This window comes from Halostagnicola sp. A56 (assembly GCF_000691505.1).
Taxonomy (GTDB): domain Archaea; phylum Halobacteriota; class Halobacteria; order Halobacteriales; family Natrialbaceae; genus Halostagnicola.
Window position 1 is genome coordinate 667,368 of record NZ_JMIP02000014.1, and the last position, 25,340, is coordinate 692,707.

Here is a 25,340-nt window from a genome sequence, read left to right on the forward strand (position 1 = left end):
GCGCTCGATCGCGGTTCAAGCGAACGGCGATCGAAAGTCGTGCGAGGTCTTCGGTCACTTTGTGACCGAACGGCTTGGAAGTCGCGAAGCGTCTTCCAGTGGATGAGCGAAAGCGCAGAGCGATTGAGCGAATCGGTTGGGGAGTGCGAGATCCGAACGTAGTGAGGATCTCGAAATGTGAACGGGGAACGGAGTGACCCGTGAGCGATGTGGAAGTCAGTGTTACCAGCGTGAGTAGCGTTCCTGAGTGGATCGCTCTCACTACTGTACAGTAGATAATTCCGTTACAGCACGTCCTACGGTGTAAGTCGCTCGAGCGACCACCACTCGATCTCACCACCATCCACGAGCGCGAACACCATCGTCTTCCGAACGCCGTGGGCGAGCCGAACGTCCAACGCGAGGTCTCGCGGCTCAAAAACGTGATCCCCAGCGAGCACCCGGATCAGCAACTCGGAGTGGCCCAGATCGTCGATCGAGTCCACCTCGGCGTAGGTCCGGAAGTCGGCCCCGAACTTGTAGCCCGTCTTCGGGACGACGCCGCGCTCGCGAAGCGTCTCGTAGACTCGAAGCCGCCGATCGAACCGCTCGCCTTCGACCGCCCGCCCCCGCTCGCGAACGACCGACGGCTCGAGGGCGAGAACGCCCCGCTCGGCGAGGTGAGCCGCCTCGAGCAGGGAACACTGCAGCGTCGGCCGGTCGTACTCCCGGCCCTCGAGCGGTTGACCGTAGAAGGCCGTCTCGTAGAGGGCCGCCGGCGGCTCCCAGACGACGACCCGATCGGCCAGCAGGTCGGCGTCGATCCCGCGATCCGACTCGATCGTCGCCGAGTCCCCCGTCGGATCCCGCCGGTTCACGTCGAAGTACGTGATCTCGCTCTCCTCGTCGACGACCGCGAGGACGCTCTCCTCGAGCGCCGTGGCCGGAATGTCGGTTCGCTCGCCGATCACCCGGAGCGCATAGGCGACCTCGCCGTCGCCGGGGCCCTTGCCGCGGGGAAACACCGCGAAGTCACAGTCCGGCGGGTCGGCCACCCACGGCTCCGCGGCCGGCGAGAGATAGAACCCCCTCGAGCGCAGATCGGCGTACACGAGGAATCGAACCCCGAAATCGGTGCCGGGCTCGCGGGCGAGCAGGTCCCGAAAGGCGAGTCGTTCGCCGTCGTCGACCACCGCCTCGAGGTCGCCCCGATAGAGCAAGTGCGCCGCCTCGACGGGCGCGAGCGCGATTTCGTTTCCCTCGAGCGGATAGCCGTAGCCCCGCGAATCGTGGTAGCGCTGGCGTGCGTCCGCGCCCACCCGGACGACGCCCGCGTCCTCGTCGAACCGACCCTCGAGTGTCATGGTCGCGGTTGTGCCGCCCGGCACAAAGGGACTGTGGATCGGGTCGGCAGGCGGGGCCGGGGTGCTGCATCTGCACGGGAGCGCGTCGCGAACCCGGTTCAGTCGCCGCTGGTCGCTTTGGGTGCGTGCTCTACCACCCCCTCGCAGGTGGCGTCGAGACAGCGCGTGCCGCCGGGGGTGTTGAACGTCGGCAGTCCGCAGGCGCACTCGCCGTCGACGACCCCCGACGGGACCCTGAACCCGGTGTCGCAGTCGGGGTAGTGCTCGCAGCCGGCGAGCAACCCGCCGCGTCTGAGGATTCGCAGGTCGCCATCGCAGTCGGGTTCGGGGCAGCCCCACTCGCGGTCGAACGCCTCCGAAACCGCGTCGTCGAGCGACTCGCACCGCCGATCGAGACAGACGTTAAACGCCAGCCCGCGTTCGACGCGCATCCGAGGAAGCCCGCAGTCGCAGGCGTCCTCGCGGATCGTCGCGTCCGAGGGAACGCCGTAGCGGGTTCCACAGTCGACGCAATTCACGCCGCTCGAGCGCACGAGCGCGCCGCCGCAGTCGGGACAGTCGCCAACCGGCGTTCCCGCCGCCGAGGCGGGGTAGTGAGCGAACGCGTCCTGTTCGTGGGCGGCGATCCGAAGCGTCTGGGTGTCCTTTTTCGCCACGAGCGTGAAGCCGTCCGAGCGGTCGCTCGAGACGCTGTCGGCGCGGGTGAGCCACGCGACCGGCTGGTAGCCGTTAATATCGTGGACGAGAACGGTGTTGTCGGGCTTGACGAGGGTCGTCACGCGGCCGCGGTACTCCTCTCGAGACGTTCCGTCGGTGATTACGGTGCAGTCGCCCGCGAGCACGCGGAGCGCATCGTCGATCATGGGCGGTCTGGCCGCGGATTCGTATATAAACTACAGGGCACCACCGGCATTCTTAACTCGTTGGCTGTACAACCAACGGTCGAGGATGGGACCATCCGAAGATACGATAACTCCCACGAAGATACAAAAGGTCACGAGTTGCACGTTGCACCGGATCCAGAAGCAGAGCTAATCGAGTTCAYTGGATCTTTCTATGGTACGCTCTCTAAGGATCGTTTTCGTGCTCGTTCGCGAAACGCGAGCAGCTAATTTGGTCGCTGATCACTGTGATCCAACTTTTCTGAGCATCGTTTCCGAGCGCTCCCAGACGCGGGAGGTGACGAGTCGAGTGAGCACGAGCAACCCGATGAGTTCGACGAGCGTCTGCATGACGACCACCGACGGGACGATGGCGTACTCCGCCGGGAGCGCGAGCGCAAGCGGCAACACGACCAGCGAGTTACGCGTGACGGACGTGAACACGAGCGCCCGGCTCTCCCCGTCAGGGAGCCGGAGGGCGGTCGCCGCCACCCGTCCGAGGACGGGCATAAGACACAGGAACGCGACGTAGACCGGTATCACGACCACGATCTGCTCGAGCGAGTCCCGCACGCGTGGCAGTTGCGATGCGATGACGACGAGCAGCGTGGCTCCCATCATCGGAACGGGCAGCGACCCCATGAGCTCCTCCCATCGGCGGCCAGCGTCGGCACGCCGACCCCACAGCTGCGTGAGCCACGCGAGCGTCAGCGGCCCGGCGATGAGAAAGAGAAACGCCTCGAGGAACGGCCCTGGTTCGATCGTCGCCGCGATGTCCCGACCCATGAACGCCCAGAGATACATCGGTAACGAGAGCAACTGGACGAGCATCAACACGGGCGTCGCAGCGGTGAGTTGCCCCGCGTCGCCCCCCGCCATGTCGGTGAACGCGATGACGTAGTCGATACAGGGCGTCAGCAATACCATGTAGACGCCGACGAGGATGACCGGATCGTCCGGGAGGACTCGAGCGAGGCCGAAGACGACGACCGGGACGACGAGAAAGTTCACCGCGAGCGCACCGGCCATGAACCGGCGGTTCGTCAGCGAGTTCCGGAGTTCGACGAGTGGGATCACGAGGAACGTCACGTAGAGCAAGACCGCCAGCACGGGTTGATGAGTCGCTCGAGGGCCGACGCCGTGTCGGGTCGGGCGAGTCCGACGCTGACTGCAGCGCCGACTGCGAGCGCGTAGACGCCGATCTGGTGGCGTTGCAACCAGCGCTGGTCCATCTGGTCGACGTTGGTCGATATCGAGGAAGTACCTTTGGATGCTCTCGCGGTTCGCTCGCTGTGTTTTGCTCCTGTCTCGAGCGGAGAAGCGCCGGGAGGGAGATTTGAACAACGGCCAGACGTGCTCGCTATCGCTGCGCGCGACTGGTCTCGTTCAAACTCCTCTATACGTTTTCACGACGACGGACGGCTCGCTTCGCTCACTGTCGTTGTCGTCGTGAAAAGCGCCGAGAGGGAGATTTGAACTCCCGTGTCCGTGAGGACAGTAGATTTCGAATCTACCGCCTTGGCCGGGCTAGGCTATCTCGGCTCAACTCGTAGTACCCGGCTAACGTTTTTACGGGTTTCGATTTTTCGCTCGAGTTGTTTCCGCGCCAACGTGACAACTAAGCAGAAAAGCTTTGAGCGTTCCGTCGTTGCATACCGCCATGGACCTCACACAGGCGAGCGCGGAGTGCGAGTCGGTTCTCGAGGAGATCGGCGACGCGGTCATCTGCGAGCGAGAGTTTCTCGAGACGATCCTCGTCGGCGTCGTCGGACGGGGACACGTCTTGCTCGAGGACGTCCCCGGGACGGGAAAGACCCTGACCGCCCGCAGCGTCGCCACCGCGCTCGGGCTCTCGTTCTCGCGCATTCAGTTCACTCCCGACCTCCTGCCGGCCGACGTCACCGGCACGCACGTGTTCAACGAACGCGAGCGCGAGTTCGAGTTCAACGAAGGCCCCATCTTCGCGAACATCGTCCTCGCGGACGAGATCAACCGCGCGCCGCCGAAAACCCAGGCCGCGTTGCTCGAGGCGATGGAGGAGGGACAGGTCACCACCGACGGAGAAACGCGGCAGTTGCCACAGCCGTTTTTCGTCATCGCGACCCAGAACCCCGTCGAGCAGGAAGGCACTTTTCAGCTCCCGGAGGCGCAAGTGGATCGTTTCCTCGTCAAGACGTCGATGGGGTATCCGGACGAAGCTGGCGAGAGAGAGCTTCTCCGGCGGCGAGCCAGCCGGAACGACATGAGCCCCACCGTCGATCCGGTGTTAGAGTCCGAGACCGTCTCGGCGATTCGTGACGTTCCCGAATCGGTCCGCGTCGACGAGGACCTCCTCGAGTACGTCGTCTCGCTCGTTCGCGAGACGCGATCGGACGGCCGGGTCGAGGTCGGCGTCTCCCCGCGAGGGACCCAGCGCCTGTTCGAGGCCACCCGCGCTCGCGCGACCCTCGCGGGCCGCGAGTACGTCACGCCGGACGACATCAAGCGCGTAGCCGAACCGGTGCTCGCGCATCGACTCGTTCTCACCCCCGACGCGACAGTAAACGGCGTCGAAAAGTCGGCAATCGTCGAGAGCGTCCTCGAGTCCGTCCCGGTTCCGACCCTCGAGTGAGCCACTCACACTCGTTTTACTTCCGGTGATCGGTGCCAGGACAGTTGCGGGCCCCGCACGGAGCGCAGAACTTCCCTCGAGTTTCGGCCACTGAAACCGACTTACCGTGGGGATAGGAATGAGCGATCGCACGTCAGTGAGGGTATGACTAGATGGAGTCGACGATCGGTATTGGGGGTCGGTGGTACCCTCGTGGCGGGTGGGTTGCTCGCTCCGGTCGGTGCGAGTGGCGCGAGCGCACAGTCGTCCGACGGGACGGTGGCCGCGCCGGATGGCTGGTCGTCCTATCACGGAAACCCAGGAAATACCGCGTACGTGTCGGCAGACGAGCCGATTCCCGAACCGCAGGCGATCGCTTGGTCGTACGGCGAAGAAGGCGACATCGCTGTCGTCGACGGAACGGTGTACCTCCGGACGAGCGACGAGGTCCACGCGATCGACGACGAGACGGGCGAAGCGCTGTGGGTCGGCGAGGAAATCGGCGCAGACGGAACCCCCGCGGTAGCGGGAGAAGGCGTCTTCGTCGGCGGCGAGCAGTTGACCGCCCTCGAGTCCGAGACAGGCGACGTGCGCTGGCGAGAACAGTTCGACGACGGGGCGACCGTTCCCGATCCAACCGTCGCCTTCGATCTGGTGTACGTCGTCGTCGACGGCACCCTCTACGCGTTCGACGCGGGCGACGGCTCGGTCGTCTGGGAGCGATCGACGGTTCAACTCGAGACGAGCGGTGGCTCCGAGGAACTGTCTTTCGAGGCGATTCCGGTGGCCGTCGCGAACGACCTCGTGTACGCGGCGGTCGGTGACGCCGGCTTCGTCGCGCTCGATGCGACGACGGGCGAACGGGAGTGGTCGTACTGGTGGAAGTACTCGAGCGATCCCCACGGCTACCTCGTGGCGACGGGCGAGCGCCTCTACACCGGGGACATCTCGGACGCGGCCGAAAGCCCCGTCCTCGACGCGAAGACCGGCGAACGGGTCGCCAACATCTCGTTTCGGTTTCCGCTGGCGGTGACCGACGACGTACGGGTCAGAACGAACCGACACAGCATGCGGGTAACACACCACGAGACCGACAAGAGTTGGTCGATCGGCGGTTCGGTCGACCAGTGGGGCCGACCCGTGATCGTCGGCGAAACGGTCGTCGTCCCATCACATCTGATGGCCGACGAGCCGGCGATATTCGCGTTCGACCTCGCGGACGGAAGCCGTCGCTGGGCGTTCGGATTCGGAGAGTTCGACATCAACACGCTCGACGAACTGAACTGGCCGAGTGACTCCTTCGTCGCGACCGAGGAGACGATTTACATCACCAGCCCCAATCAGGTCGTCGCGATACGCCCGTCCGGCGGCGAGGAACGCGAGACCGACTCGACGGACACAGAGGTCGAAAACGGAGGACCGGATGGCGGTGGGGAAAACGCGACTGACGAAGGTGCCGACGGTGGCGCAGGCGGGGAGAACGGAACCGACGACGTGACGGACCTCGAAGACATCATCGACTCGGAGAACGCGACGACCAGTCCCGGGAACGAGAGCGACCCGACGAACGCGTCGAACGGCTCGAGCGGGACGGCCGCAAACGGAAGCGAGGGCGGAATCACCGGCGGTAACGAAAGTGTGAACGAGTCCCAGACTGCGGGCTCGAACGCGTCCAGCGACGGAGGTGCGAACGGTTCTACCGATGGCGGTGGGGATGAGGCCGCGAGCGACGATACTCCCGGGTTCACCGGCGGTGCGGGACTCGTCGGCGGCGGCCTCGCGCTCGAGTGGCTCCGACGTCGCAGTAAAACCGACGAATCGACGGCACAAACCGAACGGACCCTCGAATCAGACGATTGATCGAACGGGCCGTGGAGTCAGACGATTGCTCGAACGGATCCTCGAATCGGACGACCGACGAATTACCCGGTGTTTTTCATTCCGGCCGCGATCCCCTTGACGGTCAGTCTGAGCGTTCGTTCCTCGACGTCAGTTCTGTGGGATTGATCCAGCAGGTACGTCTGCAGTACGTTCAACGGATCGACGTAGGGATTTCGTCGCTCCAAGTTCTCGCCAAGCCAGTCGCGAGTGTGTAACTGGTCGCGCCGACCGATCGTCGTGACGTACTCGGCGGCTTGCTCGTACTCGTCGGTGAGGCGGGAGAAAAACTCCTCGCGCAGGTCGTCCTCGGCGAGGTCGGCGTACTCCGCGGCGATCTCGAGTTCGGTTCGCGACAGCGAGAGCGCGGCGTTGTCGAACGCCGAACGGAAGAACGCCCACTCGTCGTACATCTCTTGGAGCGTCTCTATCGAGCCGCCATCGTCCAGATACGCGCTCACGCCCGCGGCGATCGCGTACCAGCCGGGGAGGATACACCGCGACTGGGTCCACGAGAAGACCCACGGGATCGCCCGCAGGTCCTCGACCGTCCGCTCGCTACTGCGGGAGGCGGGCCGCGAGCCCAGGTCCAGATCCTCGATGACGGTGATCGGCGTCGCCTGTTCGAAGTACTGGACGAAGCCGTCGCTCTCTAAGAGGTCGCGATACTCCTGTCGAGCGGCGGTCGCCATGGTCTCCATGGCCTCGAACCACTCCTCGCGGATCTCCTCTTCGGGCTGGTTGATCGCGTTTCGGCGTGCGCGAAGCTGGGCGTTTAACATCTGTTCGATGTTTCGCTCAGCGATGCGCGGGTTGCCGTACTTCTCGGCGATCGCCTCGCCCTGTTCGGTGAACTTGACCTGCCCCGTCACGGTGCTGTTCGGCAGCGCCAGCAACGCCTCGTTCATCGGGCCGCCACCGCGAGAGATCGAGCCGCCGCGGCCGTGGAACAGCCGCATCGTCACGTCGTAATCGTCGCAGATCTCGCCCAGCCGGCGCTGGTTCTTGTACAGCGACCAGTTCGCCGCGAGGAAGCCGTTTTCCTTGTTCGAGTCCGAGTACCCGAGCATGATCTCCTGGGTTCGCCCGCGGGCTTCCAGCGCCTTGGCGTAGGCCTCGTTCTCGAAGAGCGTCCCCATGATGCGGCGGGCACCCGAGAGGGCGTATTCGGTCTCGAGCAGTGGGACGATGTCGATTCCGCAGTGTTCGGGCAGCGAGACGATGCCCGATTGATCGGCCAGAAACAGCACCTCGAGGACGTGGCTCGGCTCGTCGGTCATCGAGATGGCGTAGGTGTCGATCGCCTCGACGCCGTACTCGGTCTGCCAGTCCGCGAGTTCGTCGAAGAGGGTGAGCACGCGCGCCGAAGCGTCAGAAAGGTCTTCGACGGCCTCGAGGTCGATAACCGTCTCGTCTTGTAAGACGGCGTCGGTGAGGAACTCGACGCGCTCGTCCTCCGAGAGCCCGCGGTAATCGATTCCCTCGCGCTCGAGGGCCTCGGCGATGGCGTCGGTGTGTTTCGCCTGATGTTCGCGGAGGTCGAGACTGGCCAGCGAGAAGCCGAACGTCTCGACCTGCCGGAGAATCGGGTCCACGTGAGCCTCGACGACGGTTTCCGCGCCGTTTTCCCGCAGGCTGGTGGCGATCAACTCGAGGTCGCCCAGGAGTTCGTCGGCGTCCGGATAGCCCCCCGGACGGACGTCGCCGACCCGATCGAGTCGCTCGCGCATCAGCTTCAACTTCTGTCGGTAGGGTTCGCCCGGATACCGGGTCTCCGCGGTCTGTGCGCTGCCGGGCAGGCGCTCACGGTCGGTTTCGAGGCTCGCCTCGAAGGGGCCGTCGACCTCGAGGCGGCTGCCGTCCTGACTCAGGACGCCGGACAGGCGTTTGAGCTGTTCGCGGTACCGCTCTAAGACGACCGAGCGCTGGCGTTCCAAGGTGTTCGCGGTGACTTCGGGGGTGACGTAGGGGTTTCCGTCGCGGTCGCTGCCGGCCCACGACCGGAACTCGAACAGCTTCGGCAGGTCGACGTCCCCCTCGAGTTCGTCCTCGAGCGCGACGCCGAACTCGTCGTATACTTCTCCGACGACGTCGAAGAGGGTGTTCTCGAGGTACCACTGCACGTTTCGGGCCTCGTCTTCGGGTTCGGGCTGGCGTTTGCGAACCTGCGGCGTCTGCCAGAGGCTCGTCACTTCCGCGTCGACGTCGCGCCAGACCTGGCTTCGCTCCTTGTCGGTCAAGAGCCGTTCGTCGAGCGTCTCGAGGTGGTTCGCGACCGCCCGGAGCTTGGATTTGACCGTTTTCCGCCGCGCTTCCGTCGGGTGGGCGGTAAACGTCGGTTCGATGAGCACGTCGTCGAGGATCTGCTGTGCGGTCTCGAGATCCTCCTCGCCGAGTTCCTCGGCGACCATCTCGAGGCTATCCGCGAGCGAGCCCTCCTGTGACCCCTGCCGGATCGACCGAACTCGCTCTCGCTCTTCGGCGAGGTTGATCAGTTCGAAGTACGTCGTAAACGCGCGGGCGACGATCCGCTGTTGGTGGGGCGAGAGTCCCTCAAGTTCGGAGATTAGTGGATCCCGACTCTCGAGGTCGCCGGAGCGGTACTCGATCGCGGTCTGTCGACACGACTCAACCGTGTCGAACGCCCGCCGTGAGGTCTGTTGCTCGAGGACGTCACCGAGCAGTGCACCCAGTTCGCGTACGTCCTGTCGGACGTCCCTGTTGTGCAGGTCCATAACATGGTTGTGATCCTCCCCCTTGAAAAACCCGATGGAATTAAAACCTTTACTACGATTATTGTTCGTACGTGCATTCGTCGATCGTCGAATATATTGTGATATCGGTGATACTGTCTCTAATTCAATTATAGTGTCTATAGAGTGATTTAGAACGCCTGGCGGGCTCGATGAAAAAACAGTTATTGTTTATCACGTCGTCGGAGCGAAAGGGGCTCAGCAGAAAACTATCGATCGATCATAGAGCTCATTACATACATATTGTTGTAATGTCTACCGAAACAGTTCCGATTCGAGCGAACTGATTTCCTCTATTAGCAGCTGTGCGATCTCCTCAGTCGTCGACTCGTCGACGGCCATGCGATACGTGGGTCCGCCGATCGAGAATGCGCCGACGACCTCGCCTTCGGGCCTCGTGACGGCCGCACCGATGGACCGATATCCGTCGATCAGTTCCTCGTCGTTGACTGCGTATCCGCGGCGCCGGATCGTCTCGAGTTCGTCGAACAGGGTTGACTCGTCGGTGACGGTGTCATCAGTCGTCGCCGGAAGTCCCCACCGATCGATGATTTCTCGGACACGCGATTCGGGCATCGACGCCAGCAAGACCTTGCCCGAGGCGCAGTTGTGCATGTAGAATCGGTTGCCCGCCCGGAACGGACTGGATTCCGACAGTCCCTGTCGGGTCGACTCGCCGATCGAGTACTCGAGAGAGTACGCACGGCCGTTTTCCTCGACGATGAAGTCGGCCTCGTGGCCGGTTTTCTCGGCGAGGGAGTAGACGTGTCGCCGCGCCGTCGCGTACAACGGGTTCCGTTCGCGTGCGTGCTCGCTGAACGCGAGGAACTGGAGACCGATGTGGTAGGTATCGCCGTCTCGGACGAGAAATCCCTCGTCTACCAGCGTGTGGAGATGGTTATGGACGGTGCTTTTCGCCAGTTCGAGGCGGCTGGCCAGTTCGCTCAGCGTGGCACCGTCACTGTCGCGGACCGCGCGAACGAGTCCGAGTGACGTTTGTGTCGTCTTAACCGGCCGAGGGCGATCGTCCGTCATGGTTCGAGGGTGTCGTGTCGTCTGCGCATAAGCGTTCGGAATGTGTGAACACAATTCTGCGATGTCTGTCAGATATCGAGTTTATTTCTTCAATTATCATCCTGTGAGTTTCTCATTCGGTACATCCGACACCGCCCATATATGTGGGTTGTTCCCACGACCGTTCGATTGCCGTCGATGGCAGAGCCGCGATTCCCGTCAGTGGTCTTCCGTTCGGAACGTGTGAACGGGCCGGCTACGGAGATGGGCGGATCGATCGAACGCACCAGTTGATCGCATCTCCAGATCGGAGCTGATCACCGGATCGTTCACGCATTCGGAACGCCCCACCGTCGACGACAGCAGATCAGTTTTGCGCGGTCGGTCTCCGTGTCGGTCGTCGACCGGGACTCGGCGCTAATCAGCGCCGCAGTGACTCGTCAGACCGCAGTGTTGACACCAGTCGTCCGACGTGTCGGTCGGTCGCCCACAGAGCGGACAGTTTGGTTCAGTCATCGTCGGTCGTGATGTCCGCGGACAGGCCCTGTGCCATTTCGATGTCGTTCGAGTTGTTCAGCGTCCAGGCGGTGCGCTCGGTGACGGCCTCGATCACTTCGCGGCCGCTGGGGTAGCCGTTTCCGGACTTCTTGACGCCGCCGAACGGCAGGTGAACTTCCGCACCGATACACGGCAGGTTGCCGTACGCGAGTCCGACCTCGGCGTTGTCGCGGTAGTAGTTGATCTCGCGGTAATCTTCGGAGATGATCGCGCCCGCGAGCCCGTACTCGGTATCGTTGTGGATCTCGACGGCATCTTCGATGTCGCCCGAGTACTCCATGAGCGCGACGTGGGGGCCGAAGACCTCCTCTTGCGTACAGCGGAGGTCCGCCTCGTGATCTGCCTCGTAAACGAACGGACCGACCCAGTGGCCATCCTCGTGGCCCTCCGGAATCTCGTCGGCGGCCAGCTCGTCACGGTCGACGAGTACGTTGACATCCTCGCAGCGAGCGAGTTCGTTGTACTCGAGAACCTTCGCTTTGTGCTCGCCCTCGACGAGCGGGCCCATGAAGGTGTCCTCGGCGAGCGGGTCGTCGACGGCGACGTTCGCGGCGATCTCGACGAATCGCGCCTTGAACTCGTCGTAGACGTCCTCGTGGACGATCAGGCGCTCGGCGGAGACACAGCGCTGGCCGGTGGTCTTGAACGAACTCATCACGGCCGAGTGGACGGCCGTGTCGAGGTCGGCTTCGTCGGTGACGACGACGGCGTTCTTGCCGCCCATCTCGCAGGCGGCGAGTTTGCCTGGCTGTTCGGCGACGGTCTGTCCGACCTGCTGGCCGACTTCCGCCGAACCGGTAAAGAGGACGGTGTCGACGCGCTCGTCCTCGACGATGGCTTCGCCGGCGTCGCCGAAGCCCTGAACCATGTTGAACACGCCGTCGGGAATCCCGCTTGCCTCGAACATTTCGGCGACGATCTGGGCACACCACGGCGTCTGCTCGGCGGGCTTCCAAACGACGGTATTGCCCTCGACCAGCGAGACGGCCATGTGCCAGAACGGGATCGCGACGGGGAAGTTCCACGGCGTAATACAGCCGACGACGCCGCGGGGTTTGCGCCGCATGTACGCGTCCTTGCTCCCGATTTCGGACGGAACGACGTCCCCATGCGGGTGCCGGGCGTTCCCGGCTGCCCACTCGACCATGTGTGCGGCCTCGACGACGTCGGCTCGCCCTTCGGAGATCTCCTTGCCGCACTCCTTGGTGACGATTTCACCGAGTTCGTCCGTCCGGTCGCGGAGTTCCTGATAGATGTCCCAGAGGTACTCCGCGCGGTCGATATGGGACAGTTCTTCCCACTCGTCTTGGACGCGTTCGGCGGACTCGAGGGCCGTGTCGACGTCGGCCTCGGTTCCGCGATGGAAGGTCCGCAGCGTGTCGCCGGTTGCAGGGTTCTCGCTCTCGAACGTCTCGTTGCCCTCGCCGTCGGTCCACTCGCCGTCGATGTAGTGACGGTTCGGCTGGGCTGTCGTCTGCTGACTCATATCGTATCAGTCACGGATCGGCAGGGAATAACCACCGCCTCCCATGGTCGGGACCGACTCAGGCGGGGACCACGGTGTCTGTATTCAGTATGTTTATGTTGCTCACACCGAAACGGACGAACAGAACCGACACATGAGCAGCACGAGTTCTACAGCGACGACGACGGGGACAGACGGTACGCGACTCGCGCTCGAGATTTGGCATCCCGACTGCTGGGGGTTACAGGCGACCGAGGCGGTCGATGCTGGACTGCTCGTCCACACCGTCCACCGAACCGTCGAGGAAACGGTCAAGGGCCACTTCACCGTCTACGCGGACACGACGGCGCAACTCGACGAGTTCGTCGAATTCGCGAACGAGTCGCCACTGACACACTCGACGGTCGAACTCGGCCAGCGACCAACCAGCGGGGCACCGGATCCCGGAAACGCGACCCGCGAACTCTTCGTCGAGTACGAGCCGGAACACAGTATCAGTGACACGCTCGTCTCTCACGGCTTCATTCACGACGCGTCGGTGCGCGTCGAACGCGGGCTCGAGCACTGGCCGGTCTTCGTCGCCGGCGGTCGCCCCGAGATTCAGAGCCGACTCGAGAGCATCCGAGCCGAGACCGATGCCGAGATCTCGATCAGCAAAATCGCCTCGCCGGCGGGCGACTCGTCGGGAACGCCGGACCGACTCGATCGGCTGACGCCCCGCCAACGGGACGCGTTCGAACTCGCCTGCGAGCACAACTACTACGCGTGGCCGCGCGAGATCGACACGCGCGAACTCGCTGACGAACTTGGCGTCTCGAAAACGACGCTGCTCGAGCACCTCCGGAAAGCCGAAGCGAAACTGCTCAACCCGGACGAGCCCTGATCGGCCCCCAACATTAATTCCTGCCCCTCCCTACTGAATATTTTGGTCGGGTATCGATTTAGGGGGGTTGCGTGCCACCGACACGATATGATCCCCCCGATCGCGAGCCGATTCGTCGCCGGAACGACCGTGTCCGGCACGCTGAATCACGTCTCCGACTGTAACGAGTCGGGGATGGGTGGCATCGTCAACCTCCTCGGTGAACACTATCACGACCGCGAGCCCGCGGACGCGGACGCAGACGAGTACTGCCGTCTCGTTTCCGAACTGGCTTCTCGCGGCCTGAACGGGTCCGTCTCGGTCAAACCGTCCCAGATCGGGATCGACGTCGGCCCCGAGGTCTTCACGGAGAACTTCGAACGGATCGTCGATGTCGCGGCCGACGAAGACATCTTCGTCTGGTGTGATATGGAAGATCACACGACGACTGACACGACCTTAGACGCCGTCGAATCGACGGCCCAGGACCATCCCCACGGCGTTGGCGTCGCCATTCAGGCGAACCTCAAACGCACGGGCGACGACCTGCGCCGCCTCGCCGACGTTCCCGCGGCGGTCCGACTGGTTAAAGGAGCCTACGACGAGCCGTCCTCGGTCGCCTACAAGCAGAAAGAAGCCGTCAACGAGGCGTATATCGAGCATCTCGAGTTCCTGTTCCGGGAGTTCGATCAGGGTATCGCGGTCGGAAGCCACGATCTGACGATGCTCGAGACTGCGATCGACCTTCACAAGGAGCACGACACCCCCTTCGAGATCCAGATGCTCATGGGCGTTCGCGAGGACGCCCAGCGAGACCTCGCCACGAAGGGCTACGAGGTCAATCAGTACATTCCCTACGGCGACAAGTGGATGCAGTACTTCTACCGTCGGATCCGCGAGCGAAAGGAAAACGCCTTGTTCGCGCTTCGGGCCGTCGTCGGCGTCTGACTGACCCGGTTTTGCTCTATCGCGCGCGAGACGCGTTTGTCGGTTCCGACTCGAGACACGCTTCCCGAGAGTTTCTCGACTCGACGGAAGCACCTCGTAATGCCCCGCGATCGACCGCTGGAAACGATCTCACTGCGGGACGACAGCAACAGCGCTCTCCTCGAGACGACTAATTCGCCACCAAAAAAGGGGCAAATTCGGTACGTTTATGTGTGGGTGGTAAGCACACACCTGTATGCCTGAGAGTGGATCGGTCGAATTAGTCTGGTTATTCGGACCCTTCGCCATGTATCTCGTGATGCTCGGCGTATACTACGTGTGGGAAGGGAAACGGGAAAAGAAGATACGCAACCGCTACGAGGAAACGAACCATGGTCAGTGAGGGACTCGCCGGCTCGGCCGGGATCTGGGTTCTCGGGACGTTCGCGGTGTATCTCCTCGTCCTCCTCGGGATCGGACTCTACTCCTCCCGACTCATGGACTCGGTCGACGACTACGTCATCGGCGGACGAAGCATCGGCCCGGTCGTCACGGGGTTCTCCGAACGCGCCTCCGAGATGAGCGGGTGGCTCACGCTTGGCGTTCCGAGCGACGCGTTCGGAACCGGTGTGATGGCCTTCTACAACGGGCTCGGGATGATCCCCGCCGACCTATTCGCGTGGGCCGGGATCGCAAAGCGTCTCCGGAAGTACACGGAGATCGTGAAGGCGGTCACGCTGCCGACCTTTTTCGAGACGCGGCTGCAGGACGATACCGGGTACGTCAAAGGCGTCTCTGCGATCGTCCTAATGATCTTCGAGGGAGGATACGTGGGCGCACAGATCGTCGCCGCCGGGACGCTGCTCGAGGTTCTCACCGGCGTCTCCTCGGTGGTCGGGATCCTCGTCGGCGGCGTCATCGTCGTCGGTTACACCATGCTCGGCGGCTACTTCGCCGTTGCGTGGTCCGACTACGTACAGGGCGCGATCATCCTCGCCGCGTTCATCATCCTGCCGATCATCGCGTTTACCAACTACGGGCTCCCGTTCGGCGAACTCGCCTCCGTCGGGAGTTCCTACACGAGCGTCACGGCCGGCATGACTGGCTGGGCGGCCATCTTCGGTATTATCAGTTACGCGGCCATCGGGCTCGGTATCCCCGGGAACCCACACGTGATGGTCCGGTTCATGGGAATCGACGAGGTCAAGAACATCCGTCTCGCCGCCCTCGTCGCCCAGCTGTTCATGTTCATCGCCTACATCGGCGCCGGCTTCGTCGGATTGTACGCGCTGGTCGCCTTCGGTCAGGGCGGCATCGAGGACCCGAACAACGTCATGCCGCTGCTCACGCTCGAGTTCTTCCCCGGTGCGATCGCGGGAATCATCCTGGCGGCCGCGCTCGCCGCGATGATGTCCAGTGCGGACTCACAGCTGCTCGTCGCCACGAGCGCTATCGTCGAGGATGTCTACCACGGGTACGTCAATCCGGACGCGAGTCAGGAGACGCTCGTTCGCTACTCCCAGTACGTCACGCTTGGGCTCGGAGCGGCGAGCGTCGCGTTCGCTTTCCTCGCACAGAACACGCCGATCTACACGCTCGTCCTCGACTACGCGTGGGGCGGCCTCGGTGCGGCCATCGGACCGACGCTCATCGCGGCCGTGTGGTGGAAACGGGTCACCGCGACGGGATCCGTCGCGAGCATGATCGTCGGCACGACGACGATGATCCTCTGGACACAACTGTCGACCGTCCTCGAACTGGCCGGGCTCATGGGGTCCGTCGAGGGGTCGGCGTTCCTCACGGGACTGATCGGGGTCTACGGGCTCTTCCCCGCGTTCATCCTCTCGACGGCGACGCTCATCGTCGTCTCGCTTTTGACGACGCCGCCGGAGGATATCGACGATCATTTCGATTCCTTCAACAAACCGCTCTCGGCTCTTTCGAGCGCCGACGGTCCGACCGGTACCCCTGACTACGTGACCGACGGCGGCCGCGACATCGATCCCAAGGCCGTCACGGAAACCGATACCATTCGCGCACACGTGAGGGGCAGCGAGTACTGGGACGAGGGTGACGAGTAAATGAGCGACGCGCGTCGGCAGTCTGTCGAGCCCGCGACCATCACGGGCCAGCGGCGCGAACGCGCGGCCCTCACCGTCATCGAGCCGATGGTGACGCGCGAGGACGTCGACTCGAGTGGTCGCGTCGGTGCCGTCGCGTACCCATACCGGATCTACGACGCTGTTGCGACGATCGAACGGCCACTGATTTCGGCGCGCGACATCGAGTACGTCGTCAGCGTCGACCGCTCTCGTCGGCTCGCCGTTCGGGCTGACGTGTTTCCTGAGACCGTTACGGAAACCGTCGACGACGTGCTCGTCCTCCCGTCCGAACTCTCCGACGTGCAAGTCCGAGACAAGGCCGAAGACGCGGTGTTCACGTGGACCCTCCGGAAAGTCGCCGTCGGCTCCGCCCCGGAACTGACCTTCGAACGGTCGGTCGACGCCCACAAACTGTTCTGGATCGCGTCCCGACCCGACGGGGACGTCATCGTCGATAGCGTCCGCGGTACGGAGATGCCGCTAACGGACTGAGGCGAAACCCTCCACTTGGTCGCCTCCCTGCGTGATCGCTCGTCTCGAGACTGCTCGTCGATCCGGATTCGTTGGCCGGTTCCGCTCCGTATATCGACGCGGGATCTCCAACCCCGGATCCGATCGTACAGGCGTCTGTCCCGAGACGGCGAAAAGCACCACTCGAGAAGCGAGTTCCGTTACGCTCTTTTCGGTGTGTCCGCGTTCGCCACTATGGACGATCCTCGCTCGGAAATCGTTCTCTTCGTGCCGTCGTTCGCAGCGATTCTCTGGGGTGGAATGTACGTCGTCAGTAAATGGGGCTTTCAGTCGATTCCTCCGGTAACGCTGGCGTTTCTACGGGTTTTTATCGGCGCGACCGTCCTTCTCGGACTGGTTCGCGTCGCGTACCCCCGACGGTCGTTTACTCGCAGGGACTGGCGGGGATTCGCCGTCCTCGGCGTCTGGGTCGCGGTCACGATGGGGACGCAGTTCGCCGGAACAGACCTGACGACGGCGAGCGAGGGATCACTCATAACCGTCCTCACGCCCGTCTTCACGCTGGGTCTCGGCGTCGCCCTTCTCGGGGAAGAACTCACGCCTCGCAAACTCGCCGGCACGGCTCTCGCGATCGGAGGTACGGTTTTCGTCCTCGCCGGTCAGTACGAACTAGCGACGATCGGGGCGGAAAGCGCAGCGGGGATCGGCTTTCTCGTCATCGCGAGCGCCGGATGGGCGGCCTACACGGTGTGTGGAAAGCCGCTGATTCGTCGGTATTCGGCCCTCGAGACCGCGACGTACTCGACGGTGCTCGCAGTTCCGCTGCTAGCGATACTGGTACCGGTCGAACTCCGGTTTACGGACGCGACGATACGATCGGTTTCGGTAACCGGACCGCTCGTGGCAGCCGTCCTCTATCTGGGGGTGCTGAGTACCGCCGTCGCCTGGTACTGTTGGTACAAGGGGATGGAAGTCACCGACGCGGGAACGGTTGCGGTGTTCTTTTTCGCCCAACCGATCGTCGGTGCGGCACTCGGTGCCGTGGTACTGGGCGAATCGATCGGCACTGAATTCTTCATCGGTGGACTACTCATGGCGCTCGGCGTGTACGTCGTGACTACCGCCTCGTGATCGCACCGACCTCGTCTCCCTCACGAGCGATCGATCCGATCGCCGAAGGTCAACTCGCGAACGGCAGCCGTAGTCCCCGACGCTCGACGCTCGCCGTCGCGTTTCGGCCTCTCAGCCCGGTAGCTTCTCTCGGTCGACCCCGGTTACCGATTCCACCTATTCGGATCGCCTGCCAAATATATCAAAAATAAGTTCATGATTGCTTTCGTACTATTACAGGCATACATCGGTTAAATGATATCGAATCGCGGCGACCGAGTACGGCGACTCACAGCTCGAGAGCTCGCTTCATCCGTCGATCCGCTCACTACGAGTACGGAAACGCTTCGGGGCCCTCATATCGCGGTGTCGCGGCCGGTCGGGAACGACGAGCGATCACCGGAGGTTGCTCCGACAAACGATTCGAGGCGTCGTCCTTCTGCGACTAACCGCGTTACGACACTCCATCACCGTTTGCGCGAGTCACGATCTTCCGGCGAGGAGGTACGGCTCTCGAGCAACCCAGCCCGAACCGATCGCCGTTCCAGTGGGATAGGGGGCTGCGAACGTCGTGGCGACCGCAATTAACCATATGAGTATTGACTAGATGGTGTATACATACAAGTACTATCATATTCAAATCCCCATAACGTGCGCCGGTCAATAGCTCGAGTCGAGCCGATCGCGCGGAACGTAACGCCGTCGACACAACCGATGTCACACGCCTCGAGCGAACCGACTGCCGTCTCCTCATCTGGTGAGCGACCCGACAAGTTCGGGGGAAGTGTGGATTCCCTGTTGGAAATCCACACGGCGTTATCAATCCTCTCTTATGACTTATTACATCCACCAATTACCTACATATTTTTATCCTAGAAAAGATTTTTATTATACGCCGTTGGAAAGTCACTTGCCCATGGAGTATACTCGACGAAAGGCGCTACTGGCCGCAGGTGGATCGCTCGCGACCGTATTCGCCACCGGACAGGTGGCAGGCGACAGGCGGAGGTCGCGTTCACGAGACCGCAACCCAACGAGTTCCGACGGAAGCGTCGATGGATGGCCTACGGACGATTTCGACCGAATCGACACGCCACCGTACGAAATCGAGGCGGAAGACTGCGGGTTCGGGTCGGACAACGAACGCGACCCGCTCTATCTCTGCGACGAGATGCCCGCCGCGCCGTCACTCGAGTTCGAGTACGAGGCGACGAGCCGATCGATATCGATCGACGGCGGCCTCGGGAGCGGCGATGGCGGCGACGGAAATCCGCAATTGTTTACGGCGCTGCTCACCGACGAGACCGACCTCGAGCGCGTCGACCTCGAAACCACCACCCCGGCGACGGCGTTGCTCAAACGGACCGATTTCGCGGAGCAGGCGGTTCTGATCGTCCAGACCGGCTGGGGCTCGAGCGCCGAAACGCCGTACATAAAGCGGATCGAGGAGACCGACGATGGCATCCACGCGTTCGGCTGCTACCGCCGTCCGTGCCTGACGACGACGGACTATACGTACCGAACGGGTGTTGCCCGGTTCGAGCGACCCGACGAACTCGAGTCGGGGCTGACCAGTCTAACCGTCGACCCGGAGACGCGGGTCAACGTCGCCACCGGGGAAGGCATCGTTACGATTACCGACGGCTGGTAGGTAACCATACCGGACGAACGCGGGTAACTCGTGAAAAATTGTTTCGGACTCGGCCGCAGTCGGAGTACCTTACTCGTAGTCGACCGAAACCGACTCGAGGACGACGTCGTCTTTCGGCTGGTCGTTCGCGTTCGTGTCGACGTCTCCGAGTTCGTGGACGACATCCATGCCGTCGGTGACTTTTCCGAAGACTGCGTGGCGGTCGTCGAGGTGGGGCTGTGGAGCGAGGGTGATGAAGAACTGCGACCCGTTGGTGTCGGGGCCGGAGTTGGCCATACTCAGGATGCCCTCGTCGTCGTGGCGCAGGTCGTCGTGGAACTCGTCGTCGAACTGGTAGCCGGGGCCGCCGCGACCGGTTTCGGTCGGGTCGCCGCCCTGGATCATGAAGTCCTCGATGATCCGGTGGAAGGCCACGTCGTCGTACAGCGGCTCGCCCTCGACCTCCTCGCCCGTCTCGGGGTCTTCCCAGGTCTTGGCGCCTGTCGCCAGCCCGACGAAGTTGTCGACGGTCCGCGGCGCGCGGTCGTCGTACAGTTCGACGTCGATGTCGCCACGGTTCGTGTGCAGCGTCGCAGTAACGTCTCCCATATCACTCGAGACGGGCGGCCGAGTGAAAACGGTAGTGGTCTCCATCGGATTCGGCGACCGCAGCTACATACTGCTGGCCGTGAAACGGCTTCGTATGAGTGACGGCACGCACACTGCCGAGCAGGTGACGCTCGCCCGCCTGCCCTCGGGCGTGGAACTGACGACCACGGTCCACACGTATCGCGGCGGGGACTCGGGACCGACGCTCTACGTGCAGGCGGCCCAACACGGCCGTGAGATCAACGGGACGGCAGTCCTGCGGCGATTCCACGACCGCCTCCCGCTCGAGTCGCTCTCGGGAACGGTCGTCGCGGTTCCGGTCGCGAACCCGCTGACCTTCGATCGGGTCTCCTACACCGCGCCCGACTCGATCGACAGCGTCAACGACAACATGAATCGCGTCTGGCCCGGCGACGAGAGCGGGAGCCTCCACCAGCGCATGGCCGCCCGCCTCTGGGAGCACATCGAAGACGCGGACGCCGTCGTCGACTTGCACACGGGGAGCCCGGACATGCTCCCCCACGTCGTCTATCTCGAGGCCGACGAGCCCTCCGCCGAGCTGGCGCGGGCGTTCGGTACCGACCTCCTGCTCGCCGAAGAGGCAGCGGAGGACGCACCCGACGAGTGGCACCGACGCGGGTTCGCCGGCAAGCTTCGGGTCGCGGCCACGCAGGAGGGAATTCCGTCGATAACGCCCGAGCTCGCACACAGCAAGCAGATTCTCGAGAGCGTCGTCGAAGACGGCGTGGTGGGATTGACGAGCGTCCTCGCTCACCTCGAGATGCTGCCGCGGGAGTTCGCCCGCGAACGCGATCAGAATCGGGTCGACGCGCCGATCGTCGCGCGGAATCACCTCGGGCAGGTCACCGCCGAGGAATCGGGACTGTTTCGACCGAATCCCGACCTCGAACTCGGTCAGTCGATTTCGACGGGCGTCGATCTCGGGACGATCTACCAGCCGGCCACCTACGAGGTCCTCGAGCGCCCGGTGACCGACCGCGAGGGGATCCTCTATACGCTCACACGAGAAGCGACGGTGACCGCGGGGAGCAAACTCGCGAGCGTCGCGATTCGGGAGGAAGACCACGCGCTCGAGTGAGGTCGGCTGAGAGCAAAACCGGGAGCGGAGCCACGCCGCTCAACAGGTCGAAAACCCGCCGTCGACGACCAGCCCGTGACCGCTGACGAACGACGCTTCGTCGCTCGCGAGAAAGAGAATCGCGTCCGCCACCTCCTCCGGTTCGGCCAACCGCTTGAGCGGATATTGGACCTCCATCTCCTCGCGAGCTTGCTCCGGATCGCCCTGGCCCTCGAGGTACTGCTCGACCAGTTGCGTGTTCGTAAAGCCCGGACAGACCGTGTTCGCCCGAACGCCGTGGGGACCCGCCTCGGCGGCGATCGCTCGAGTGAAGTTCAACACCGCGCCCTTGCTCAGCGAGTAGGCGGCCTGTTTCGGGAGACCGAGGATGCTCGCGAGCGAGCCCACGTTGACGATGGCTCCGTGACCCTGTTCTTTGAGGTGGGGCAACGCGGCGTGACAGCCGTTCCAGACGCCGTTGACGTTGACATCCAGCACGAAGTCCCGAAGTGACTCGTCGGTCGCTTCCATTCGCGACGATGGATGGCCCGTGCCGGCGTTGTTGACCAGCACGTCGAGGCCGTCCTCCGCGGCGACCGCATCGATCACCGCATGAAACTGGTCGCTGTCGGTAACGTCGAGTTCGGAAAACCCGGCTTCGCCGCCGGCCCCTTCGATCGCCGCGACGACCTCCTCGCCGCCGCTCGAGTCGATATCAGTCACGACGACGCGTGCGCCCTCCTCGGCACAGCGCTTGGCGGTCGCGCGCCCGATTCCCGCTGCCGCACCCGTGACAACAACTGTCTTGTTCTCGAGTCGCATGGTTCCGTATCGATCGGACGGCACATAAATTCGTTCATAGTTTCACGCTCGTGAGTGAGTGATGTTCGCTGCGCACCAGATGTTAATGAACGATGGTAAGAGCCCGCTCGAGACACGAACCGAATCAGCGATTCGAAGCCGCGGTGCTTCAGATGCCTCAATCCGCTGGAGAAGGCGGGGAGAATACGTGCAGTTCCGAATTCAGAACGACTGGAGATCCTCGAGCACCGCCTGCGCGCTGCCGTCGGAGATCGCCGCTCGAGCGGCCTCGAGACCGTCCTCGAGCGAGTCGACGTCGCCGCGGGCGTAGATCCGGAACGCGCCGTTCAAGGCGATGGCGTCGGCAAAGTGATCGTCGCGCTCGCCGGCGAGCACCTCCTCGGTGAGCCGCGCAGAGTCGACCTGCACGTCTTCGACCGCGAGGTCGTCGCCCTCCATCTCCATGCCGTACTCGGCGGTTTCGATCTCGAAGTCCTCGAACGTGCCGTCGGCCTCGTCCCACTCTGCGACCTTCGTGTAGCCGGGACGAATGTCGTCGTAACCTTCCATCCCCTGGAACATGATCACGCGCGAGTACTCGAGGTGCTCACTGCCTTTGATCAGGTCGGTCATCTTCTTCGCGAACGCGAGGTGGTAGAACGAGCCGAGGTGAACGTCCGCGTTGGCCGGATTGGCGACTGTCTCGATTGTGTTGACGAACGTCCTGACGCCCATCTGATCGCGCCGATCGTACAGCGAGTCGACCGGCGGATTGAACTCGGGCTGGTAGTAGAAGCCGAAGCCGGTTTCGTCGACCATGTCGGCGCTTTCCGCTGGCTCGAGTTCGGTTCGGACGCCGAGTTCGTCGAGGACGTGTTTGTACGCGGTCTCCTTCTGGGTCGGCACGCGGTCGCCGGAGTGGACGACGACGGGGGTTCCCGCGGCGGCCGCGACGACGCCGGCACCGACGCCGAGGATCGCCGAGGTGTGCTTGCCGTCGTAGTTCGCGCCGCAATCGACGGGGTCGCAGTCGGGTTCCGCGCTCACGACACCCTCCTCTAGCATCACGTCGGTAAATGCCGAGAGCTCCTCGGCGTTGTTGTGCTTCCACCGGTTTGCGAGCCAGAACGCGCCGAGGGTCGTCGGATCCGGTTCGCCGGCCAGAATGCGTTCGAACGCCTCGCGGGCCTGCTCGCGAGACATGTCTTCGGACGATTTCGTGCCGGTGCCGACGACCTCGGTCATCAGCCGTTTCAACGGCCACTCACCGAACTCTCGAGTTGTCTGAGCCATGTCCATGGTTCGGACGGACGGCGCAAAAGCCTCCCGCTTCCGGTGACCGGCTGATACGTACGCTCGAGCGAGGATTGGTTCGAATGCGGTGCGTGGATCGAGCACAGTCTGTCGAGAAGCGCGGATCAGCGCCGAGCCCCTCCATCCCCGCTTCGTACGTGTTCGCCGTGTTCGTCTCCACGTCCGGAATATCGTTTATCTTGCTCCGTAGGGCCATGTGCTTGATTCCCTCCGAAACCATCACCCACTTTGTAATGTCGTATTCGAGGCCCGCTTTCGCCGCCTCCTGGGCCTTCTCGAAGACATCCGCGTTCAACGCCGAGTCCATCTTCAGCCACGAGAGATGAGCGTGGACGTGCGGTTGTGCGGCCAGTTCCTCGAATCGGCGGTTTACCTTCTCGTACTCCGACCGCTCGGAGGGCATCCCCTCGGGAAACTCCGCGACAAGAACGCCGTCTTCCACGTAGAGGCTCCACTGGCTGTCCGAACCGCGTTCGTCGGTCGACCCCTGTTGTGTCTGTGACATCGATAATACCTCTCGGCGAGAATATCCTAACCAAGATGGCTACGCTAGTAGGGTCCGGACCGAAATCTCACCGGTAGATGGCGATTTCACGATTCCGACGCGGGCTCTCCAGTTTCGGCCGGTGATTGGCTCGAGTTGGTTCTACTCCCGCCACGCGGTCCGGAAACGATCCGAAACCACTACCTTGCGCTCGTCCCTAGGCGAATCAATGAGTACCCTCTCGAGGGACTGGCGCGAGGCGGTCGACGACGCCGACGCCGCGATCATCGACGGCTACCAGAGCGGTTTTCCGGTCACCGAACGGCCGTTTCGAAGCCTCGGCGAGGAGCTCGGAATCGGCGAGTCGGACGCCCTCGAGCGGGTTCGGTGTCTCCACGAGGCCGGCATCTTCCGCCGATTCGGTCCCGTGCTCAACCCGCCGGTGATCGGCTCGTCGACGCTGGCGGCCGTTCGAGCCCCCGACGAGCGATTCGACGAAATCGCCGAGGTGATCAACGGCTACCGGCAGGTCAACCACAACTACGCCCGCGACCACGAGTGGAACATGTGGTTCGTCGTCACCGCCGGCTCTCGAGCGGCCCGCGACGAGATTCTGGCGGACATCGAGGCTCGAACCGGCTGTACGGTCCTGAACCTCCCGATGCTGACCGACTACTACATCGATCTCGAGTTCCCCGTGGTCAACGCGGATCGGTTCGCGCGCGAATCGCTCGAGGGCGGGACCGACGCCTCGGCGACCCGGATCAGCGAGGAGGCCGTCGGCGACCTCTCGGGGTTCGAGGCCGACCTCCTGCTCGCGATCCAGAACGGGTTCCCGCTTTCGCGGACGCCCTACCGAGACGTCGCCGCGGAGCTCGAGGCGGACGTCGAGTCGGTCCTCCACGGGATCGAGCGCCTCCTCGAGACGGGCTGCATCAAGCGCATCGGCTGCGTGGTCAACCACGTCGTGACGGGGTTCGACGCCAACTGCATGGTCGTCTGGGACGTACCCGACGACGAACTCGATGAGCGCGGCGTTCGCGTCGGCGACCGGTCGTACGTCACGCTCTGTTATCACCGGCCGCGACGAGCGGCGCTCGAGTGGCCCTACAACCTGTTCACGATGATCCACGGCCGCGATCCGGCGGCCGTCGACGCGAAGATCGACGAACTCGCGAGCGAGTACCTGCCCGTAGAGCACGAGCGACTGTACTCGACGGAGACGCTGAAGCAAACCGGCGCGCAGTACGAAGAGCTGGTCGGGAACTGATCGGACATCACTGCACTCACGTTTCACTTTCGCCCGCACGATACCTCGAGCCACCCCAGCCTCGGCGCTTCACTTCGTTCAGCACCGTCCCTCGCACGGGATCGGCGACGTCATCTCACGATGTTCGATACCGTCGCCAGCGTGCGCCGGGGTGAACGGCCGGGAGTGTGGCTCGAGCAACGCGAGAGCCGGACGACTCT

General features: G+C 63.3%; 20 protein-coding genes, 1 tRNA gene and 1 pseudogene. 11 read left to right on the top strand and 11 right to left on the bottom strand.

Annotated elements, in window-relative coordinates; translation table 11 throughout:
* Positions 1-296: 296 nt before the first annotated feature.
* The 4 genes and pseudogenes from endA to EL22_RS05175 all read right to left on the bottom strand — a co-directional run bounded on the left by endA (position 297) and on the right by EL22_RS05175 (position 3,766).
* A complete protein-coding gene (gene endA, locus EL22_RS05160) occupies positions 297-1,343 on the bottom strand; it encodes a tRNA-intron lyase (protein WP_050050522.1) in 1,047 nt (348 codons plus the stop codon).
* A gap of 98 nt (positions 1,344-1,441) precedes the next feature.
* Positions 1,442-2,206 carry an endonuclease NucS domain-containing protein gene (locus EL22_RS05165; protein ID WP_050050449.1) on the bottom strand — a complete coding sequence of 255 codons (765 nt, stop codon included), beginning with the start codon at positions 2,204-2,206 and terminating at the stop codon, positions 1,442-1,444.
* Positions 2,207-2,467: 261 nt separating this feature from the next.
* Positions 2,468-3,456: pseudogene (locus tag EL22_RS05170) on the bottom strand (arsenic resistance protein).
* A 225-nt stretch (positions 3,457-3,681) separates the two neighbouring features.
* Positions 3,682-3,766 (bottom strand) — tRNA-Ser (locus EL22_RS05175).
* Positions 3,767-3,884: 118 nt separating this feature from the next.
* On the opposite strand from EL22_RS05175, the gene EL22_RS05180 reads away from it, so the two are divergent.
* Both EL22_RS05180 and EL22_RS05185 read left to right on the top strand, forming a co-directional pair.
* Positions 3,885-4,835, top strand: coding sequence for a MoxR family ATPase (locus EL22_RS05180; RefSeq protein ID WP_050050450.1), 951 nt, complete (start codon positions 3,885-3,887; stop codon positions 4,833-4,835).
* 171 nt (positions 4,836-5,006) lie between these two features.
* On the top strand, positions 5,007-6,674 hold the full coding sequence (locus EL22_RS05185; protein WP_197075845.1) for a PQQ-binding-like beta-propeller repeat protein: 1,668 nt from the start codon (positions 5,007-5,009) through the stop codon (positions 6,672-6,674).
* 62 nt (positions 6,675-6,736) lie between these two features.
* Here EL22_RS05185 and ppc read toward each other — a convergent pair whose 3' ends face one another.
* From ppc to EL22_RS05200, 3 genes are all read right to left on the bottom strand, one after another.
* Complete coding sequence (gene ppc, locus EL22_RS05190; protein WP_050050452.1) at positions 6,737-9,427, bottom strand: phosphoenolpyruvate carboxylase; 2,691 nt, start codon at positions 9,425-9,427, stop codon at positions 6,737-6,739.
* Positions 9,428-9,700: 273 nt separating this feature from the next.
* A complete protein-coding gene (locus tag EL22_RS05195) occupies positions 9,701-10,480 on the bottom strand; it encodes an IclR family transcriptional regulator (protein ID WP_050050453.1) in 780 nt (259 codons plus the stop codon).
* A 487-nt stretch (positions 10,481-10,967) separates the two neighbouring features.
* Positions 10,968-12,503, bottom strand: coding sequence for an aldehyde dehydrogenase family protein (locus EL22_RS05200; protein ID WP_050050454.1), 1,536 nt, complete (start codon positions 12,501-12,503; stop codon positions 10,968-10,970).
* Positions 12,504-12,636: 133 nt separating this feature from the next.
* On the opposite strand from EL22_RS05200, the gene EL22_RS05205 reads away from it, so the two are divergent.
* From EL22_RS05205 to EL22_RS05230, 7 genes are all read left to right on the top strand, one after another.
* Positions 12,637-13,365, top strand: a complete 729-nt coding sequence (locus EL22_RS05205; protein WP_050050523.1) for a helix-turn-helix domain-containing protein — start codon at positions 12,637-12,639, stop codon at positions 13,363-13,365.
* Positions 13,366-13,452: 87 nt separating this feature from the next.
* On the top strand, positions 13,453-14,292 hold the full coding sequence (locus EL22_RS05210; protein ID WP_050050455.1) for a proline dehydrogenase family protein: 840 nt from the start codon (positions 13,453-13,455) through the stop codon (positions 14,290-14,292).
* A gap of 235 nt (positions 14,293-14,527) precedes the next feature.
* On the top strand, positions 14,528-14,674 hold the full coding sequence (locus EL22_RS17875) for a hypothetical protein (protein WP_197075846.1): 147 nt from the start codon (positions 14,528-14,530) through the stop codon (positions 14,672-14,674).
* Complete coding sequence (locus EL22_RS05215; RefSeq protein WP_050050456.1) at positions 14,664-16,352, top strand: sodium/proline symporter; 1,689 nt, start codon at positions 14,664-14,666, stop codon at positions 16,350-16,352. The genes EL22_RS17875 and EL22_RS05215 overlap by 11 nt, the downstream gene beginning before the upstream one ends.
* The gene (locus tag EL22_RS05220) at positions 16,353-16,865 is read left to right on the top strand and encodes a hypothetical protein (protein WP_050050457.1); all 513 of its coding nucleotides are present in this window, start codon (positions 16,353-16,355) and stop codon (positions 16,863-16,865) included.
* Between the two features lie 213 nt (positions 16,866-17,078).
* Positions 17,079-17,975 carry a DMT family transporter gene (locus EL22_RS05225; protein WP_050050458.1) on the top strand — a complete coding sequence of 299 codons (897 nt, stop codon included), beginning with the start codon at positions 17,079-17,081 and terminating at the stop codon, positions 17,973-17,975.
* An 895-nt stretch (positions 17,976-18,870) separates the two neighbouring features.
* On the top strand, positions 18,871-19,605 hold the full coding sequence (locus EL22_RS05230; protein ID WP_050050459.1) for a hypothetical protein: 735 nt from the start codon (positions 18,871-18,873) through the stop codon (positions 19,603-19,605).
* A gap of 69 nt (positions 19,606-19,674) precedes the next feature.
* On the opposite strand, the gene EL22_RS05235 is transcribed toward EL22_RS05230, so the two are convergent.
* Positions 19,675-20,193, bottom strand: coding sequence for a peptidylprolyl isomerase (locus tag EL22_RS05235; protein WP_050050460.1), 519 nt, complete (start codon positions 20,191-20,193; stop codon positions 19,675-19,677).
* A gap of 94 nt (positions 20,194-20,287) precedes the next feature.
* Here EL22_RS05235 and EL22_RS05240 point away from each other — a divergent pair, with 94 nt between their 5' ends.
* Positions 20,288-21,292: a succinylglutamate desuccinylase/aspartoacylase family protein gene (locus tag EL22_RS05240; RefSeq protein WP_050050524.1), complete on the top strand. Its 1,005-nt coding sequence runs from the start codon at positions 20,288-20,290 to the stop codon at positions 21,290-21,292.
* 39 nt (positions 21,293-21,331) lie between these two features.
* Here EL22_RS05240 and EL22_RS05245 read toward each other — a convergent pair whose 3' ends face one another.
* The 3 genes from EL22_RS05245 to EL22_RS05255 all read right to left on the bottom strand — a co-directional run bounded on the left by EL22_RS05245 (position 21,332) and on the right by EL22_RS05255 (position 23,891).
* Entirely contained in the window at positions 21,332-22,093 is a 762-nt protein-coding gene (locus tag EL22_RS05245; RefSeq protein WP_050050461.1) for an SDR family NAD(P)-dependent oxidoreductase, read from the bottom strand.
* Positions 22,094-22,294: 201 nt separating this feature from the next.
* Positions 22,295-23,365, bottom strand: a complete 1,071-nt coding sequence (locus tag EL22_RS05250) for an anthranilate phosphoribosyltransferase (protein WP_050050462.1) — start codon at positions 23,363-23,365, stop codon at positions 22,295-22,297.
* On the bottom strand, positions 23,337-23,891 hold the full coding sequence (locus tag EL22_RS05255) for a hypothetical protein (RefSeq protein ID WP_197075847.1): 555 nt from the start codon (positions 23,889-23,891) through the stop codon (positions 23,337-23,339). The genes EL22_RS05250 and EL22_RS05255 overlap by 29 nt, the downstream gene beginning before the upstream one ends.
* Positions 23,892-24,099: 208 nt before the next feature.
* Between EL22_RS05255 and EL22_RS05260 the strand changes: the two genes are divergently transcribed.
* A complete protein-coding gene (locus EL22_RS05260; protein ID WP_050050463.1) occupies positions 24,100-25,140 on the top strand; it encodes an Lrp/AsnC family transcriptional regulator in 1,041 nt (346 codons plus the stop codon).
* Positions 25,141-25,340 lie beyond the last annotated feature (200 nt).